The 17,968-nt window shown below is 56.2% G+C and carries 13 protein-coding genes; 9 read left to right on the top strand and 4 right to left on the bottom strand.

What is annotated here, in order from left to right; all coding sequences use genetic code 11:
- Positions 1 to 7: 7 nt before the first annotated feature.
- From IEW12_RS17730 to IEW12_RS17720, 3 genes are all read right to left on the bottom strand, one after another.
- Positions 8 to 727 (bottom strand): hypothetical protein, encoded by a 720-nt coding sequence (locus tag IEW12_RS17730; protein WP_229751186.1) that lies wholly within the window; start codon positions 725 to 727, stop codon positions 8 to 10.
- A 316-nt stretch (positions 728 to 1,043) separates the two neighbouring features.
- Positions 1,044 to 1,613, bottom strand: coding sequence for a flavodoxin family protein (locus IEW12_RS17725; protein ID WP_188567392.1), 570 nt, complete (start codon positions 1,611 to 1,613; stop codon positions 1,044 to 1,046).
- Positions 1,614 to 1,715: 102 nt separating this feature from the next.
- Positions 1,716 to 2,417, bottom strand: a complete 702-nt coding sequence (locus tag IEW12_RS17720; RefSeq protein ID WP_188567391.1) for a pirin family protein — start codon at positions 2,415 to 2,417, stop codon at positions 1,716 to 1,718.
- 130 nt (positions 2,418 to 2,547) lie between these two features.
- Between IEW12_RS17720 and IEW12_RS17715 the strand changes: the two genes are divergently transcribed.
- On the top strand, positions 2,548 to 3,471 hold the full coding sequence (locus tag IEW12_RS17715) for a LysR family transcriptional regulator (protein ID WP_188567390.1): 924 nt from the start codon (positions 2,548 to 2,550) through the stop codon (positions 3,469 to 3,471).
- Complete coding sequence (gene gluQRS / locus IEW12_RS17710) at positions 3,468 to 4,394, top strand: tRNA glutamyl-Q(34) synthetase GluQRS (RefSeq protein ID WP_188567389.1); 927 nt, start codon at positions 3,468 to 3,470, stop codon at positions 4,392 to 4,394. Before IEW12_RS17715 ends, gluQRS begins: the two co-directional genes overlap by 4 nt.
- A gap of 78 nt (positions 4,395 to 4,472) precedes the next feature.
- Here the strand turns inward: gluQRS and IEW12_RS17705 are convergent, their stop codons facing one another.
- Positions 4,473 to 6,008: a DEAD/DEAH box helicase gene (locus IEW12_RS17705; protein ID WP_188567388.1), complete on the bottom strand. Its 1,536-nt coding sequence runs from the start codon at positions 6,006 to 6,008 to the stop codon at positions 4,473 to 4,475.
- 649 nt (positions 6,009 to 6,657) lie between these two features.
- Here IEW12_RS17705 and IEW12_RS17700 point away from each other — a divergent pair.
- From IEW12_RS17700 to IEW12_RS17670, 7 genes are all read left to right on the top strand, one after another.
- Positions 6,658 to 9,885, top strand: coding sequence for an efflux RND transporter permease subunit (locus IEW12_RS17700; protein WP_188567387.1), 3,228 nt, complete (start codon positions 6,658 to 6,660; stop codon positions 9,883 to 9,885).
- A gap of 1 nt (position 9,886) precedes the next feature.
- Positions 9,887 to 11,134, top strand: a complete 1,248-nt coding sequence (locus IEW12_RS17695; RefSeq protein ID WP_188567386.1) for an efflux RND transporter periplasmic adaptor subunit — start codon at positions 9,887 to 9,889, stop codon at positions 11,132 to 11,134.
- Entirely contained in the window at positions 11,131 to 12,585 is a 1,455-nt protein-coding gene (locus tag IEW12_RS17690; protein ID WP_188567385.1) for an efflux transporter outer membrane subunit, read from the top strand. The genes IEW12_RS17695 and IEW12_RS17690 overlap by 4 nt, the downstream gene beginning before the upstream one ends.
- Positions 12,586 to 13,078: 493 nt before the next feature.
- Positions 13,079 to 14,776: a methyl-accepting chemotaxis protein gene (locus tag IEW12_RS17685; RefSeq protein WP_188567384.1), complete on the top strand. Its 1,698-nt coding sequence runs from the start codon at positions 13,079 to 13,081 to the stop codon at positions 14,774 to 14,776.
- 4 nt (positions 14,777 to 14,780) lie between these two features.
- Positions 14,781 to 15,641 carry a CheR family methyltransferase gene (locus IEW12_RS17680; RefSeq protein ID WP_188567383.1) on the top strand — a complete coding sequence of 287 codons (861 nt, stop codon included), beginning with the start codon at positions 14,781 to 14,783 and terminating at the stop codon, positions 15,639 to 15,641.
- A complete protein-coding gene (locus tag IEW12_RS17675) occupies positions 15,638 to 16,111 on the top strand; it encodes a chemotaxis protein CheD (RefSeq protein WP_188567382.1) in 474 nt (157 codons plus the stop codon). The genes IEW12_RS17680 and IEW12_RS17675 overlap by 4 nt, the downstream gene beginning before the upstream one ends.
- Position 16,112: 1 nt before the next feature.
- Entirely contained in the window at positions 16,113 to 17,753 is a 1,641-nt protein-coding gene (locus tag IEW12_RS17670; protein ID WP_229751185.1) for a chemotaxis protein CheW, read from the top strand.
- Positions 17,754 to 17,968 lie beyond the last annotated feature (215 nt).

The raw sequence follows: 17,968 nt of genomic DNA, 5'->3' as shown, positions 1-17,968 counted from the left end.
GACGCTATTATCGGGACACCTCGCCCAACAAACCCTGGCCCCATAAACCCAGCGCCTGCTCAAAAGGATTGACGCCCGGCTCAAAGCGCCTGGCGTCGCGCGCCAGTTGTACCCACGCCATCGTATCGTGACTGATCCCTATTGCCGCCGTATCGCTGCGCTGGCTTTGCAGCCATGCATACACTTGCTGATATTGCGCCGGATGGTATTGATAAGTCCAGGCCAGGCCGAACAGATCGGCAAATGCCTCTTCGCGCCGTGCTTCCTGCAGCGCCAATAAGCTAGGCAGCTTGTCTTTATTCAAGCCGGCGGCAGAGCGGTCGCGGGCTTCATTAAAGCCGCTAGGCAGGCTATGCCACTTGCCTTGCGCATAACGCCAACAATGGCCTATCTCATGCGCGGCCATGGTCTCTATCAGCAGACGATGCTGGGAGGGATCGGTGCCAGCCAGGCTGGCCTCAGCCTGCGGATTATTGCGCAGCGACAGCACCAGCTTGCAACGGCCGCCGTCATAGCCTAATGCGAGGGGTACATCATTGGCCTTGGTGTCCGGCTGCACGATGATATCCAGCGGCAGCTTGATCGCGCGGGCATATACAACCACCGGCCAGGCAGCGGTCAGCCATTTCTGCTCAAGCTCGGTCAAATCGGCGGCACGCGCACTCAAGCAATTAAACAATAGCAGGGTGCACAACAATGCATGAGAACGCGTTAACACGGTAAACACGATAAGCTCCTCGCCGATTTCCTTCATTGATTATCGGCAATTTTTTCTCAAAAAAACAGAGGCTTAACAATATTTATGAATCGCGTTTCCATTGTGATTACTTGGCTTTATCAAATGCAAACACAATGATAGCCATCTACTGCAAGCAAGCACGCGGGCGATTGCTTTGTACCAGATAACGACATAAAAAAAACGGCAGATCCATTCTTGCCATATTGAAAAGCAAGCATGGATCTGCCGTCAGCAGCTTGGGTAAGCTAAAAGTTAATGCTCTATCTGCCGCATCAATTTTCACCTTGCCCTGCCGGGTTCTACATTACTTCAGTTTTGCAACTACTTCTGCAATACGCTTGCCGAACAGTTTTGCTGTTTCCAGATCGCCTGGCAATGGGCCTTCTTCCGGCGATGCATCGGATGGGGATTGTGTCATCAGGCCGGAGAAGCTGGCGACGTAGTTGATGTCGTTACGTTGTGCAGCTTTGCTGTTGGACGGCATCAAGCCTGTGCCCACCCAGATCATGGAATGCTGTTGCGACAAGGTGAACAGGTAGTGCAGCGTAGACAGCTTGTCGCCGTTCATTGACGCAGAGTTGGTGAATGCGGCTGCAATCTTGTCTTTCCATACTTGGGAATACCAAGGCTTGGAAGAGGCATCGGCAAATTTCTTGAACTGCCAGGACACGGTGCCCATGTAAGTCGGGGAACCGAATACGATCGCATCAGCGGCTGCCAGTGTTTCCCATGCTGCCTCAGAAATATTGCCTTCAGCATCAATCAGGATCAATTCTGAAGATGCGCCAGCCGCAACGATACCGGCGTGTACTGCTTCTGCTGCTTTTGTCGTGTGGCCATAACCTGAGTGATAAACGATCGCTACTTTTTTCATGAAATATCCTTATTGAGATTAAAATTTTCCTCGTAGTGGCAATGACTCACAAGTCACCTCCACTACGAGGCTTACGAGACCTACGGTAAAAACCAGCAAAAACTAAACGGGCAAATCAAATACCAGTACTTCAGCCTGCTTGCCTTGCTCTATGCTCAGCAATTCTTCTTCCTGCAGCTTGACGGCATCGCCGGTTTTCAGCGCGACGCCATTTACTGTCAGCTCGCCGCGCGCCACATGCACATAGGCCAGGCGCCCCTTGGCCAGGTTCAGGCTGGCTTGCTGCTCGCCGTCAAACAGGCCCACATACAGGCGCGCATCCTGATGGATCTTGACCGCGCCGTCTTCCGCATCCGGAGAAGCAACCAGCTTCAGGCGGCCCAGCTTGTCTTCCCGGCTGAAGTTTTTTTCTTCATAGCTGGGAGCAATGCCGCCACGATCCGGCATGATCCAGATCTGCAACAGGTGGGCGGAATTTTGCTGGGATGCGTTAAATTCGGAGTGCATCACGCCTGTGCCGGCACTCATGCGCTGCACATCGCCCGGGCGTATGACGCTGCCATTGCCCATGCTGTCCTTGTGCGCGATCTCGCCCTCCAGCACATAGGTGATGATTTCCATGTCGCGGTGGCCATGTGTGCCAAAGCCCATACCGGGGTCTATCCAGTCTTCATTGATCACGCGCAGCGGACCAAAACCCATATGGCGCGGATCATGGTAGTCGGCGAAGGAAAAGCTATGGTAGGACTTCAACCAGCCGTGCTCTGCATAGCCGCGCTCCTGGGAAGAACGAACTGAAATCATAAGCACTCCTTTATTCAAAATTTTGCTACATCGATTGAATACTATATATGGGCATTTGCGCTAATATAAGAGCATATTTTTAGCCAATTCATTCAAAAATTCTGAATAAGATTTTTTGAAGTTTATTATTATGAATCTGACACTGGAAGCACTACAGATACTGGACGCGATAGAGCGCAAAGGCAGCTTCGCGGCAGCGGCGGCCGAACTGGATAAAGTGCCGTCCGCGATCACCTATAGTATCCGCAAACTGGAAGACGATCTGGACCTGCTGTTGTATGACAGACGCGGTCACCGGGCCAAGCTGACCACGGCAGGCCGGGAGCTGCTGACCCAAGGACGCCATCTGCTGAATGCCGCAGAAGAACTGGAACAACGCGTCAAGCGCACGGCCACCGGCTGGGAAGTGGAGCTGCGCATTGTTATAGACGGCATCATAGAGTTTGAAAACCTGCTGCCGCTGATACACGAATTTGAGCAGCAGGCTTGCGGTACCCGCCTGCGCATTTCGCAGGAAGTCTTGTCCGGCGTCTGGGAATCGCTACTGTCGGGCCGCTCGGACCTCGCCATCGGCGCCGCGTATGACGGCCCCGACACCATACGCATGCACGGCGACTACCAGACCCGCCTGTTTGGCACCATAGACTGGGTATTCGCGGTGGCGCCACAGCACCCACTGGCTAAAGTGCCTGATCCGCTGACTGCGGCGATGGTGCAGGGACATCGCGCCATTGCAGTAGGGGATACCGGCCGCAACCTGCCTGCGATCACGGCCGGCCTGCTGACCGGCCAGGACACGCTGACCGTGCCCTCGCTGCAGGCAAAACTTGCAGCACAACTGGCGGGGTTGGGTTGCGGCCACTTGCCGAGAATGATGGCCGCGCCCTATCTGGAGTCCGGCGCACTGGTGGAAAAAAATACACTGGAAACCCGGCCCGGCGGCAATAACCGCATTGCCTGGCGCAGTACCGACAAGGGCAAGGCCTTGCACTGGTTCCTGCAGCGGCTTGCCGATCCTGCGATACAGCGCAAGCTGATGGGGAACCCGGCATGACGCTCACCTCAGCATCGCAAACATCGGTCAAGCCGCCCTATATAGGCCGCTTTGCCCCCTCCCCAACCGGCCCCTTGCATATGGGTTCACTGGTGGCGGCGATGGCCAGCTATCTGGATGCCAGGGCACATGACGGCATCTGGCTGGTACGGATGGAGGACGTGGACTTTGACCGCAATGTGGAAGGCGCGGACCAGGCTATCCTGCAATCGCTATACCGCTGCGGCATGGATATAGATGCCGATGTGCAGTGGCAAAGCCAGCGCCAGCATCTGTACGAGGCAGCCTTCGAGGCTCTGGGTAAAAACATCTACGCCTGCTCCTGCTCACGCAAGGAGATCGCCGACTCCCGCACTGGCATCCAGGGTCCCTCGGCGCTGATTTATCCCGGCACCTGCCGGCAAGGGCTGGCACCGGGCAAACAGGCGCGCGCCTATCGTCTAAGGGTTCCCGAACCAAGCCAGGCAGTGATCCGTTTCCATGACCGCTGGTATGGCGACATGCAGCAGGATCTTAGCAGCGAGGTCGGCGATTTCGTGCTGAAACGCGCCGATGGATTCTGGGCCTATCAGTTGGCAGTGGTGGTCGATGATGCAGCGCAGGGCATTACCCACGTCGTGCGCGGTGCAGACCTTCTGGACTCCACCGCCAGACAGATTTACCTGCAAGACCTGCTGGGCGTGCCAACGCCAGCCTATCTGCATGTGCCGGTAGTAAACAACGCGAACGGTGAGAAATTATCCAAGCAGACCGGCGCTATCGCCTTTGACGACGGCTCATCCGGCCAGGATTTGCTAAAGAAGGCGCTACTGCCTGCGGCGCAGTTTTTAGGACTGCATATCAGTGCGGATAGTATTGAAGAATTCTGGAAAGCGGCCATACCGGCCTGGAAGGAAATGCTGGAAAAACGCCAGGCGGTTTAAACTGCTGACAGGCGGCAACCGGAACTTGCTTCCGGCTGCTGGCCCTGCCAACGACGTCTATCCTTTTATACAGCCGTACTACGACTGCTTGACCAAACCACCCAGCAAGGCGGCCTTTTTCTGCGGCTTGCTGCTGACCACATTCTGCACTGGCGCTGCATTGCCATTGACTGGTGCCACTGCGCCGGTGCTTGGCTCATACGGTTTCAGGAACCATGGATCGACTTTTTCACGCGGAGGATTGTAGCCGCGCGATGGACGCTCTGTGCGTTCACTACGCTCTGCGCGATCACCACGGTCACCGCGCTCACTACGTTCTGGACGCTCGGAGCGTTCTACGCGCGCAGCTTCACGCGGACGGCGCTCTGCGCCATGCACTGAAGTAGCCACAAATCCAGCCAGTTGCAGGCGCACGATTTTTTGCTTGATCAGTTTTTCTATATCGATCAGCAGGCGTTCATCCTTGTCCGTATGCAGCGAGATCGCATCGCCCTTGGCGCCAGCGCGGCCAGTACGGCCGATACGGTGCACATAGTCTTCTGCGTTGTAAGGCAGGTCAAAATTGATCACGCAAGGCATCTCGGAAATATCCAGGCCGCGGGCCGCAACGTCGGTTGCTACCAGCACCTCTACTTCGCCGCGCTTGAATGCTTCCAGTGCCGCCATACGTTCGGACTGGGATTTATCGCCGTGAATCGCGGAGGCTTTCACGCCCTGCTTCACCAGATGCACCGCCAGGCGTGACGCGCCTATCTTGGTATTGGAGAAGACGATGACCTGTTTCAACCCGCGCTCGCGAATGATGAAGGAAACCGCATCGCGCTTTTCCTCTTCTGCCACCTTGTACAAAATCTGGGTAACGTTTTCTGCTGTCGCATTGCTGCGCGCCACTTCTATCGTTACCGGGCTGGTCAGAAAGCTGGCCGCCAGCTTTTTGATCTCTTGCGAGAAAGTCGCAGAGAACATCAGGTTCTGGCGCTTCGCAGGCAGCAGGTTGATGATGCGCTGCAGGTCCGGCAAGAAGCCCATGTCCAGCATGCGGTCAGCCTCGTCCATCACCAGAATCTGGGTCTGCGACAGGTTGATGGTTTTTTGCTGCACGTGATCCAGCAGGCGGCCCGGCGTCGCAATGACGATCTCTATGCCGGAGCGCAACGCAGCTACCTGCGGCGCCATATCCATGCCGCCGAATACCACGGTTGCGCGCAAAGGCGTGTATTTGGAATAGGCGATGACATTGTCGGCAACCTGATCGGCCAGCTCGCGTGTTGGTGTCAGTATCAGCGCACGCACCGGATGGCGCGCCGGAGAGGCACTGGCACTAGCATGCGCCATCAGCAACTGAATGATAGGCAATGCGAAACCGGCAGTTTTACCTGTACCTGTTTGCGCCGCACCCATCACGTCGCGGCCCTGCAATACAACCGGAATTGCCTCGGCCTGGATAGGCGTAGGATGCACATAGCCCTGATCGGACAAGGCGCGCAAAATTTCCGGCGCAAGGCCGAAATCTTCAAAGCGGACAGTGGGTACAGGTTTCACGGTAGAAGCGTCTGCGGCGTCGGCAACTAAGCTGCCCTGTGTAGTATCGGTATCGGACTTGATATCAGTCATTGTATGGTGGTGAGCTTCCCGTGAGTTGAGCACGGTGCCAACGGAGTTTGCTGGCAATATCGTATATCTAAGACAATCAACAGAAGGTAAGCGAAGGCTAGAAAGATGAGAGTATATTACAAATCAAGGAGTTAGAGTAATTTACAAAAAATCGGCGGATGCGGGAAGGACTTCCCCAGTGAGACACGCTGAAAGCGGCAGCCGATGCCTGCCACGTCGCGGCCAAGTTCAGGCCAGATGCGCGGCAAACCGGCCGGAGCAGCGCGCTTTTTATAATTAAATAACAATATTTGCCATAATTTTAAGCATAACAAAGCCGGTGAATACGAATATTTCACCCTGATGACAGACAGCAAACTAGCGATACAAGCCGTTACCATGCTGATGCACACCCAAACAGGAAAGCGCATATCATCCTAGCCTCTGAAACCGGGATAAACAGGCTAGCGCCGAGAGATATCCCGCTTCATCGTTACCACCGGCTGGTTGTCTGATATACATTACAATGTCCCCGCCCGATGGCATGGACTTTGCTCTGAGCTTTGCTCAATAAGCAAGTCTATCATTCGGCCAAAGACAAGCTAACAGGCTACTGAGAAGCTAATCGGGCCACCGGCAGTTCAACATTCATTGCGGAAATTTATCTAAGATGTGGATCGTTAATATTGCGCTAAGGCGGCCTTATACCTTCATCGTCATGGCGCTGTTGATACTATTGTCGACCCCGCTGGTGCTGACTAAAATGGCAACGGATATTTTCCCCGAGATTAATATCCCGGTTGTCAGTATCATCTGGAACTACAACGGCCTGTCGGCGCAGGAGATGGGGCAGCGCATCGCCGCTGTTAATGAACGCAGCCTGACCACCACCGTCAACGACATCGAACATATAGAGTCGCAGTCACTGGCCGGCATTTCCATCATCAAGATTTTCTTCCAGCCTAACGCCAATATCCAGACGGCGATTGCGCAGGTCGTCTCCATTGAGCAGGCACAGCTGCGCCAACTGCCTGCGGGTATTACGCCGCCGCTGGTCATCAAGTATTCTGCCTCCAGCATCCCCGTCATCCAGCTGGGCCTGTCCAGCGCAACGATGACGGAGCAATCGCTGTTCGATACCGCCGTCAACTTCCTCAGGCCCCAGCTGATCACCATCCCCGGTGCCGCCGTGCCGTTTCCTTTCGGCGGCAAATCGCGGCTGGTCTCGGTTGATCTGGATACCCAGGCGCTGCTGTCCAAGGGACTGACGCCGACCGATGTTGTCACCGCGGTCAATGCGCAAAACCTGGCGCTGCCGTCCGGCACGGCCAAGATAGGCACGACCGAGTTCAACGTCAACATGAATGGTTCGCCCGACACCATCGCCGGGCTGAACAATATCCCTGTACTGAACAAGAACGGCACCACCACCTATCTGTCCGAAGTGGCGCGGGTACGCGATGGATTTTCACCGCAGACCAATATCGTGCGCCAGAACGGCGAGCGCGGCGTACTGCTGTCGGTACTAAAAAACGGCGGTTCCTCCACGCTGGACATCGTCAATACCTTGCGCGGCATCTTGCCGGCTGCGATGCAAACCCTGCCCAAGGAACTGAAGATCACTCAATTGTTTGATCAATCCGTATTCGTGAAAGCAGCAATCACCGGCGTCGTCCATGAAGCACTGATCGCGGCGGTGCTGACTGCCGCAATGATCCTTTTATTCCTCGGCAACTGGCGCAGCACCTGCATTATCGCGGTATCGATCCCGCTGTCCATCCTGGCATCGATCATTGCGCTGTATGCGCTGGGCGAGACCATCAATATCATGACGCTGGGCGGACTGGCGCTGGCGGTGGGTATCCTCGTGGATGATGCCACGGTGACCATCGAGAATATAGAACGGCATTTGCATCAGGGTTCGGATCTGCACAAGGCCATCCTGGACGGCGCCGGTGAAATTGCCATCCCGGCGCTGGTCTCCACGCTGTGTATCTGTATCGTCTTCCTACCCATGTTCTTCCTGACCGGCGTGGCGCGCTACCTGTTCGTGCCACTGGCAGAAGCGGTGGTCTTTGCGATGCTGGCATCCTATGTACTGTCGCGTACGCTGGTGCCTACCATGGTCATGCTGATGATGGACAAGGCGCATGTAGATCCCAACGCCAAGCCTAGCCTGCTGCAAAGGGTATATCGCGGCTTTGATGCGGCATTTGAAAAATTCCGTGGTGGCTACATCATCATCCTGTCCACCCTGCTCACCCACAGAAAAACCTTCGGCAGCATCTTCCTGGCTTTTTGCGTCTTGTCCTGCGGCCTGGTATTTGGGCTGGGGCGCGACTTCTTCCCCGGCGTCGATTCCGGCCAGATACGACTGCACATGCGCGCGCCGACCGGTACCCGTATAGAAGAAACCGCGCGTCTGGCGGATGAAGTGGAAAAAGCAATACGCGAGATCATCCCGGCAAAAGAAATCGGCACGGTGCTGGACAATCTCGGCCTGCCCTACAGCGGTATCAATCTGTCGTACAGCAATGCCGGCACGATAGGCACGCTGGACGGCGAAATCCTGGTGTCGCTGAACGAAGGCCACAGCCCCACCGGCGCGTACGTGGAACAACTGCGCAAGGAATTGCCAAAGCGCTTCCCTGGACTGGAGTTTTTCTTCCAGCCGGCAGATATCGTGACCCAGATCCTCAACTTCGGTTTGCCGGCGGCGCTGGACGTACAGATTGCCGGCGCTGACCTGCCTACCAACTATGCGTACGCCAGCAAGCTGATGAAACAGGTTAAGCAGATTCCTGGCGCGGTGGACGTGCATATTCAGCAAAAAATGGACCAGCCTACGCTGGCGCTGGACATGGATCGCAGCCAGATCAAGCAACTGGGCCTGAATCCGGTCGATGTGGCGCAAAACCTGCTGGTTTCCCTGTCAGGCAGCTTCCAGACCGCGCCTGCTTTCTGGCTCAATCCGGTGAACGGCGTGGTGTATAGCATTGCGGTGCAAACCCCGCAGCACCAGGTCAGCGACCTCAACGCGCTGCTGCGTACGCCGGTGCGCGCCAGCTCGGTCTCCAGCACTGCGGGCAACGGCATCGTGCCTTCGCAATTGCTCAGCAATCTGGTGCAGGTCAAGCCGGCGCAGCAGATGGCGGTGGTCTCACACTACAACATTACGCCTGTCATTGATCTCTTTGTGAGCGTGGACGGCAAAGACCTCGGCAGTGTGTCGGGCCAGGTAGAAAAACTGGTAGACCAGCTCCGTACGGAACTGCCGCGCGGCACGCGCATCGTGATACGCGGCCAGGTAGAAACCATGAAAACCTCCTTCATCGGCCTGGGCATAGGCTTGCTGATGGCGATTGTGTTGGTCTACCTGCTGATCGTGGTCAACTTCCAGTCCTGGGTTGATGCCTTTATTATCGTTACCGCCCTGCCTGCCGCGCTGGCCGGTATCGCCTGGATGCTGTTCCTTACCGGCACCACCCTCAGCGTGCCGGCACTGACAGGCGCGATCATGACGATGGGCGTCGCCACCGCCAATAGTATCCTGATGGTGTCCTTCGCCCGCCAGCGCCTGAATGAAGGCTTGCCGCCGCTGTCGGCAGCGCTGGAAGCTGGGGCCACGCGCATCCGGCCGGTGCTAATGACGGCGCTGGCGATGATCATAGGCATGATACCGATGGCGATCGGCCTGGGTGAAGGCGCCGAACAGAATGCACCGCTGGGCCGGGCCGTGATCGGCGGGCTGCTGTTTGCAACGATTTCAACATTGTTCTTTGTACCTATTGTCTTTGCCGGCATCCACCGCTACCTGGAACACCGCAAAAAGGCCAGCCCTCACACGGCCAGCCAGCCTCACTCATCATCGCCTGCTGTAGAAGAAGGGAATTCCTGATATGTCCGATAAACGTCACGCCGTCCTTGGTATACATAGCGCGCAGGCCAGCGGCGAGCCGCATGCGCATCATCACCCGCATCGCGGGCCCATCCTTAAACGCGCCAAACTCATCGGCGCATCCATACTCGGCTTGCTGCTGCTGGGCGCTGCGGCCACAATCGCAATGCGCATCGTCAATGCACGTGCGCTGGTGGAATCTACCACCGAACATGCCAAACAGTATGTGACGACAGTCAATGCCAAGGCGGCCGGCAATAGCGACGCACTGACCTTGCCCGGTACCTTGCAGGGCATCATAGAATCCCCTATCTATGCTCGCAGCAGCGGCTATGTATTGCGCTGGAATAAGGATATAGGCGCCAAGGTCGCCAAGGGCGAAGTGCTCGCAGAAATCGATACGCCGGAAGTGGACCAGCAATTATCGCAAGCCATCGCCGCGCGCCAGCAGGCCGCATCCAGCCTCGATCTGGCAAAATCGTCGGCGGAGCGCTGGGAAGCCCTGCGCAAGAAAGATGCGGTCACGCAGCAGGAACTTAATGAACGAAGCAGCGCCTTTACCCAGGCGCAGGCCAATCTTGCGGCCGCAGATGCGAATGTACGCCGCCTGCAAAAACTGGAAGGCTTCAAGAAAGTAACAGCGCCATTTGCCGGTGTGATCACGCGCCGCAACGTGGAGATAGGTGACTTGATCGATGCCGGCAACGGCGGCGCAGGACGCGCGCTGTTTACGCTGGCGCAAGTGGATAAGCTGCGCGTGTATGTGTATGTGCCGCAAGCCTATGCCCAGCGCATCAAGATCGGCGATACAGTCAAGGTCACGCAAACCGAGCTGGGCGGCCAGGTGTTCCAGGGCACAGTGGCAAGAACTGCCGGTGCAATCGATGCGGCGACCCGCACGCTGCAACTGGAAATCAATCTGCCCAACCGCGACAACACCTTGCTGGCAGGATCCTATGTGCAGGTGGCCTTGCCGGTCAGCGGCAGTTCCAATGCGCTGGTGGTGCCGTCCAACGTGATTTTGTTCCGCCCTGAGGGCACCCGCATTGCTGTCGTGGATGACAAGGGAACCGTGAAACTGCGCGCAGTAAGCATAGGCCATGACCTGGGCAATGCCCTGGAAATCCTGGATGGCATCACGCCAGCCGACAAGCTGATCCTGAACCCTGCCGATTCGCTTGCCGACAATGACACTGTGACCGTGGTGCAAGCCAAAGCAGCGGCCGCCGCAAAGAAAGCGGGTTCATGAACGCGCGTTATCCACTATATAAGCTGGGCAGCCTGAGCGTACTGGCAGTTGCCATAGCGCTGGCAGGCTGCGCCGCTGCCCCCGAATACAAGAAACCTGAAGTAGGTATGCCACAGGCATGGCAATCGACATCGCCGTTCCGCGAAGCCGTGCCCGGCGATCACGCGCTGAAAGGCAACTGGTGGGAATTGTTCCAGGACGAGGAATTGAATCGCCTGGAACAACTGGTGGCAACGCAAAACCAGAACCTGCAAATTGCCGCAGCGCGACTGGAACAGGCGCGCGCGCAAGTCAGCGTCAGCGCGGCAGGCCTGTTCCCGCAAGTGGGTCTGCAGGCTGGTGCGGCACGACAAAAGACTTCGGCCGACCGCCCCTTGTCTGCCTACGGCACCACCATCCAGTCCACGGTACAGAACAACGTGCAGCTTGGCTTTGCCGTCAATTATGAAGCAGACCTGTTCGGCCGGGTGCGCAGCACGGTAGCCAGCGCCAAGGCCAGCTCCGAGCAGGCGGCAGCAGATTTTGAAAACACGCGGCTGGTGCTGGCCTCCGAGCTGGCGGCAGATTATTTCAACCTGCGCGCGCTGGATGCGGAGATAGATGTCGTGCATCAGGGCATTACCCTGCAAAAAAAGGCGCTGGAGTTCATCAGTGCAAGGCATGAACTTGGAGCAGCTTCCGGCCTGGACCTGGCGCAACAGCAAGCCACGCTGGACACCAGCAAGACCCAATTGGAATTGCTGCGCAACCGCCGCGCGCAGTATGAACACGCGCTGGCCACGATGACCGGCACTCCAGCGCCCAGTTTCAGGCTGGAACCGGCGCTGGTCAAAATGAGCCCGCCCGCGGTGCCGGTAGGCTTGCCGTCCGATGTCTTGCAGCGCCGCCCTGACGTTGCTGCGGCGGAACGCGCTATCGCTGCGGCTAACGCCAATATAGGCGTCGCACGCTCAGCCTATTTCCCCACCATCCTGCTCGGCGCCAACGGCGGCTGGGACAGTACGCAAATGAGCAATCTGCTGAGCGCGCCGAGCCTGCTATGGTCACTGGGCGCCAGCCTGACGCAAACCCTGTTTGATGCCGGCAAGACCAGCGCCACGGTCAAGATCAGCGAAGCCTCGTATACCGCTTCGGTCGCGGGCTACCGCCAAAGCGTACTGGTTGCCATGCAGGAAGTGGAAGACGGCATCTACGGCCTCACCACGCTTGGCAATGCCGGAAAGCAGGCAGAAGCCAGCGTGCGAAGTTCGCAGCGCGTGCTGGACCTGGCAAACGACCGCTATACCGGCGGCCTGGATACTTACCTGGATGTCATTACTGCGCAGCAAGCCTTATTGAACAACCAGCGCCAGAACGTGCAAATTCGCGGCCAGCAGATGCTCACCTCGGTCTATCTGATCAAGGCACTAGGCGGCGGCTGGGAAGCAGGCTCCTTGCAGGCAGCCAAGTAATAAGGCAGGCGTATCACTAAGGCGAATGAATTAGACCATTTGCGCCACAGTAATGCTGCTACGCCTAAGATAAAAGAGGGATTGCTCGCATGAGTAATCCCTCTTTTTCATGCTATACGGCATCACTCGCAGGAACAATTTCACTCCCCCAACAAACCTCGTTTTCCCTGCTCTGACCTGTGAAATATTACAGGCATGCGGCCAGTCTTTTATCGGGTATAGTCAAAATGACTTTTTTAACAGTCCTGTTTAAAGCTAGTCTTGTCTTAAGTTATCGATAGTAGTTTGATCAAATCCGGACAGATCTACCTGTTTTAGCAATTTGATTATTTCATCACACTTTCGACGGTGATCAATATGGCTGCCTTTCCACTGGTAACTTCGCCTCCAAAGTGTAAATTCCATAAAAATTAAGCTCAGTCCGCGGCATCAATTCCTACTCCTGAATTTCGCGTCTCCGAGAGGCATTGAGTAAGCATTTAAAGGGAAAGATATGGAAGCGACCAAACAAGTGGGCGATGCCCAGGAGCAGGATCTTCATGCCATCAATACCGCACTGAACCGGGTGCAGGCGCTGATTGAATTTGAACTGGATGGCACCATCCTGCACGCGAATGATAATTTCCTTCACACGCTGGGCTACACGCTGGACGAAGTGCGCGGCAAGCACCACTCTCTATTCTGTGATCCAGCCTACGCCAAATCTCTGGAATACAAACAGTTCTGGAAAAAGCTGGCAAGCGGCGAATTCGACCAGGGCGAATACAAGCGCATAGCCAAAAATGGCGATGAGGTCTGGATCAGCGCTTCTTACAATCCCATCATCGGCAACAACGGCAAACCGTATAAGGTCATCAAGTTTGCCAATGACGTCACCGCAGAAAAACTCAACAACGCAGAATATGAAGGCAAGGTCAACGCGATAGACAAGGCCCAGGCCGTCATTGAATTCGATATGAACGGCACCGTGCTTAACGCCAATCAGAACTTCCTGGATGTGATGGGATACACGCTGGAAGATATCAAAGGCGAGCATCACAGGATGTTTGTGGAGACTGAATATGCCAATAGCTCCGACTATAAGCGCTTCTGGCAAAAGCTGAATCGCGGCGAATTCGATAGCGGGCGCTACCGGCGCGTCGGCAACGACGGCAAGGAAGTATGGATACAGGCGACCTACAATCCCATCCTTGACCTGAATGGCAAGCCCTACAAGGTGGTGAAGTTTGCCATCGACATCACCGAACAGGTGCATATGGAAAGAAGCATCAAGGAAAAAGCAGAAAATGACAGCCGCAAAGTCAATCAATTGCTAGAGTCCGTGGCGCGTGCCGCACAGGGCGACCTGACCTGCGAGATCAAGGTGGAAGGAACGGAACCGATAGACCTGCTGGCCGATGGCATACGCAAAATGATAGGGGATCTGCGTGCGGTAATCGGCGACGTAGTCAACTCCGCCAACGGCTTTGCCGTGTCATCCAATACGATTGCGGAACGCTCCGGCGAAGTCGCGCTGGGCACCCAGGCGCTGGGCGCAACAGTAGAACAAATGAATGCATCGATTGACGGCCTGACCCAGTCCATCAACTCCATCGCCGACAATACCTCGAATGCCGATTACCTGGCCAAATCAACGCAGGAAGAAGCCGAAGTAGGCGCCAAGGCCGTCGCCAAATCGATAGAGGCGATGGACCTGATCAACCGCTCCTCGGAAGATATAGGCGAGATCGTCAAGGTCATCAGTGAGATCGCCAGCCAGACCAATATGCTGGCCTTCAATGCGGCTATTGAAGCGGCGCGCGCCGGCGAGCACGGACTGGGCTTCTCTGTCGTAGCGGATGAAGTGCGCAAGCTGGCCGAGCGCTCATCGCAGGCGACCAAGGAAATCTCCAAGCTGATCAATGAATCGGTAAAAAGGGTTTCCGCCGGCAGCGAAATTTCCAAGAAGGCCAGCGATGCCTTCGACAAGATCGTTTCAGGCGTATCCAAAACCACGCTGGCCATCTCGGACATTTCCAAGGCAGCGAACGAGCAGTTGCTGACAGCGAGAGAGGTCAGCACCGCGATCCAGTACATTGCCGAAGAAGCGGAAAAATCCGCCGCCAGCTGCGACAGCATCGCCCGCTCTACCGACGAGCTGAACAGACGCGCTGGAGAAATGAACCAGGCTGTGTCGGGCTTCGTGGTATAACGCCATGACACAGGAAGCCGGGCTCAACGCTGCCACGCTGGCAGCCTTGATTGTGCTGATACGCAAGCACACCGGCATTTCTATCAGCGAAAAAAAGAGCATCCTGCTGGAAAGGCGCCTGCGGCCCCGGCTGCAGGCGCTGGCGCTCGACAATTACCACGACTATCTGAGCAGGCTGGAACGTGATGTCAATGAAGTGCCCTACTTCATTGACATGGTGACCACCAATGACACGCTGTTTTTTCGTACGCCCCAGATATGGAAATTTTTTGCCGCACAGTTTTTGCCGCAATGGACAAGACAGCACCCCGGTGAATGCCTGAGGATATGGTCCGCCGCCTCTGCCAGCGGCGAGGAGGTATATTCCATTGCGATGTTATGCGCGGAATTTCAAAGACTGATCAAGGGTTTCCACTACCAGATTCTGGGCACCGACATCTCGCAGAGCATGCTGGCCACCGCCACGGTGGGAGTATATGCGGGCCGGTCGGTGGAGCGCGTGAAGGAATCTCATCCTCAGTTGTTCCAGAAATATTTCAGCGCCGTTGCAGGCGGCGTCAAGGTCAGCGATGAGCTGAAACAGTTTGTCAGCTTTAGCCCGCACAACCTGCTGTCTTCGCTGCGATCGGCAAAGAAATTCGATATCGTCTTCCTGCGCAATGTGCTGATCTATTTTGATGTGGAGCACCAGCAAAAGGTACTCGCCAATGTGCTGCACAGCATGAAGCCGCAGGCGCGGCTGGTCGTCGGAGAGTCGGATTCCATCGGTCATATGAACACCAGGTATCAGTTGGAACTGCCGCTGGTATACCGCATCAATAACGACATGCTCAACGATGAGCATCTACAGGGAGCAGCCGCATGATTGCCTACCATCACCTGGAAGTCGGCATGGGCGAAGTCAAGGTGGGCGCCCACCATGATTTGCTGCAGGCCGTGCTGGGGTCCTGCGTGGGGATAGGATTCATCTGGAAAAAAGCCGGCCGCTGCGGCCTGGCCCATTGCCTGCTGCCGGAAGCGCCAACTCCGGTCGCCAACCTGGGCGCGCGCTATGTGAACCAGGCCGTGCCTTCGCTGCTGAAACTGATGCGCGCCAAGGAAGAGGATTATCCCGACATCGAGGTCATCCTCACTGGCGGCGCGCAAATGCTTAAAAATCCTTCACCACTGTTTCAGGTAGGCCAGCTCAATTGTGCTGCCGCAAAAAAATACCTGACGCAAACCGGGCTGCAAGTCGCATATTGCGATCTGGGCGGCAAGTGCGGCCGCAAGATACTGATCGATTGCGCAGATCAAAGCTACTCCATCACGGAAATCCTACCGCAAAGGAATTGACATGGAAGTTCTGGAAACGCCGGCATCGGCCACGGCTATGCCGCCCGCCGATGCCAGCGACGAACAATTTGCGGAAGCGGCCCGGCTTGCGGCAGCAAAAAAGCAGGCCCCACCGGTAAATGCAGCGGGTAGTGAACTGTTCGGCTCCTTCCTGTTGGGACGAGACGAGTTCTCGCTACCGGCCAGTTGCATACGCGAGGTGGTGAATTATCCGGAAAAGATGAGCACGCTGCCGTTATCGCCGCCGTTTTTGGAAGGCATGTTCACGCTACGCGGTACTGTCATCCCGGTGATCAACCTGGCCCGCCTGTTCAAACCGGATGCAGATGCATCCAACCCCAGCCAGGTCATTGCGATTATCGATTTTGAGCAAGTGCTGGTCGGCATACTCTTCGATACGACCGGTGAAATCCTGCGCGTCAGGCCGGAGCAAAGAAGCACGCTGTACTATGAAGGCGAAAATGTGCACGGTGTGATCGCCGGCACCATCCTGCTTGCAGGTGGCAGCCGCCTGCTGCAGATCCTGGATGCTTCCGCGCTGATCCATATAGAGAACGTGCCGCAAGTGCTGGCGCTGCGGGCAGCGAACCAGAAGCAAAGCGACCTGCATTTCAAAACCCAGAATGCTCGCCGTCAGTGCGTGAGTTTTCATGTGGGGGCCAGTTCCTTCGCCTTTGAAATGGAAGCGATACAGGAGATCATCCGCGTGCCGGAACTGCAGCCGTCCATCCTGAACAGCAAGCTATGCCTGGGCCGCATCAATTTTCGCGGTACCCAGGTAGGCGTGGTGGACTTTTCCACGCTGCTGAATGCTCCGCGCGCGGAACAGCAGGCTACACCGGATCAGCGCATCGTGCTGGCGCGCATAGGCGACGCCTCGGTTGGCTTTCTGGTGGATTCTGTGGATAGCATCATCAGCTTTTTTTCCAGCGAACTATTGCCCATACCACTGCTCAGCAAGGCGCGCGCAGGCATGTTCGGCGGCTGCATTTCACAGCCGGGCGTGGGCGAGATCATCTTCCTGAACCACCATGAGATTTTCTCGCGCACCGAAATCGTCGAGATGCGCCGCGGCCATAGCAACCTGTATCCGGAAGAGGAAAAGCTCGCAGGTCAAAGCCAGGGGGCGGCGCAAGGGCAGCGTGAAGCTAAAAAGATCCAGCGCCGCGTGTATATCAGCTTCCAGCTGGAAAATACCTTTGCGGTGGAGATCCGGCAGATACGCGAAATCATTGATTTCTCCGATAATTTCATCAGGCCGCCCGGCATGCCGGCCTGCATGCTTGGCATACTGAACCTGCGCCAGCAGATGATCAGTATTATCGACCTGCGCGGCCTGTACCAGATGCCGCCGCTGGCCGACACCGCGCAGGCAAAGATATTGATCGTGGAACGCGGCGATGAACGCTACGGCCTGCTGGTGGATGCGGTGGAGGACATCATGACCATCGCCGACAACAACCGCTTCCCCACCCCCAAACTGGCCCGCAACGCCTCCAGCACAGACTTGCGCAGCGAAATGGAAGAAGTGGTCGATATCATCGCAGAAGACGGCACGCGGCGCACACTGAGCGTATTTGAGTGCGAAGCATTCCTGCAAAGGCTGGCGAGGGAGATGCCGGAGAATGGCCAGTTACAATAGCTCACTTTGTGCGTTATGCTTCACGCGGAAAAGCAAGAAGGGCATGGATTTAATCCAAGTCCGTAACTCGATCTTACTTAACAGCTTATACCTCGATTGAAATTGCTCTTGATATTGTTAAAAAATGGGAATACCAAGTGCCGGCATGATGTCTTCGAAGCACGCTTGAATTCCACAATCCAATTTGATCGAACTTAGTGGTCTCATCGTTAAAG

This window comes from Parundibacterium terreum (genome assembly GCF_014636315.1).
GTDB classification, from domain to species: domain Bacteria; phylum Pseudomonadota; class Gammaproteobacteria; order Burkholderiales; family Burkholderiaceae_D; genus Undibacterium; species Undibacterium terreum.
This window is presented reverse-complemented; position numbering and strand designations above follow the sequence as displayed.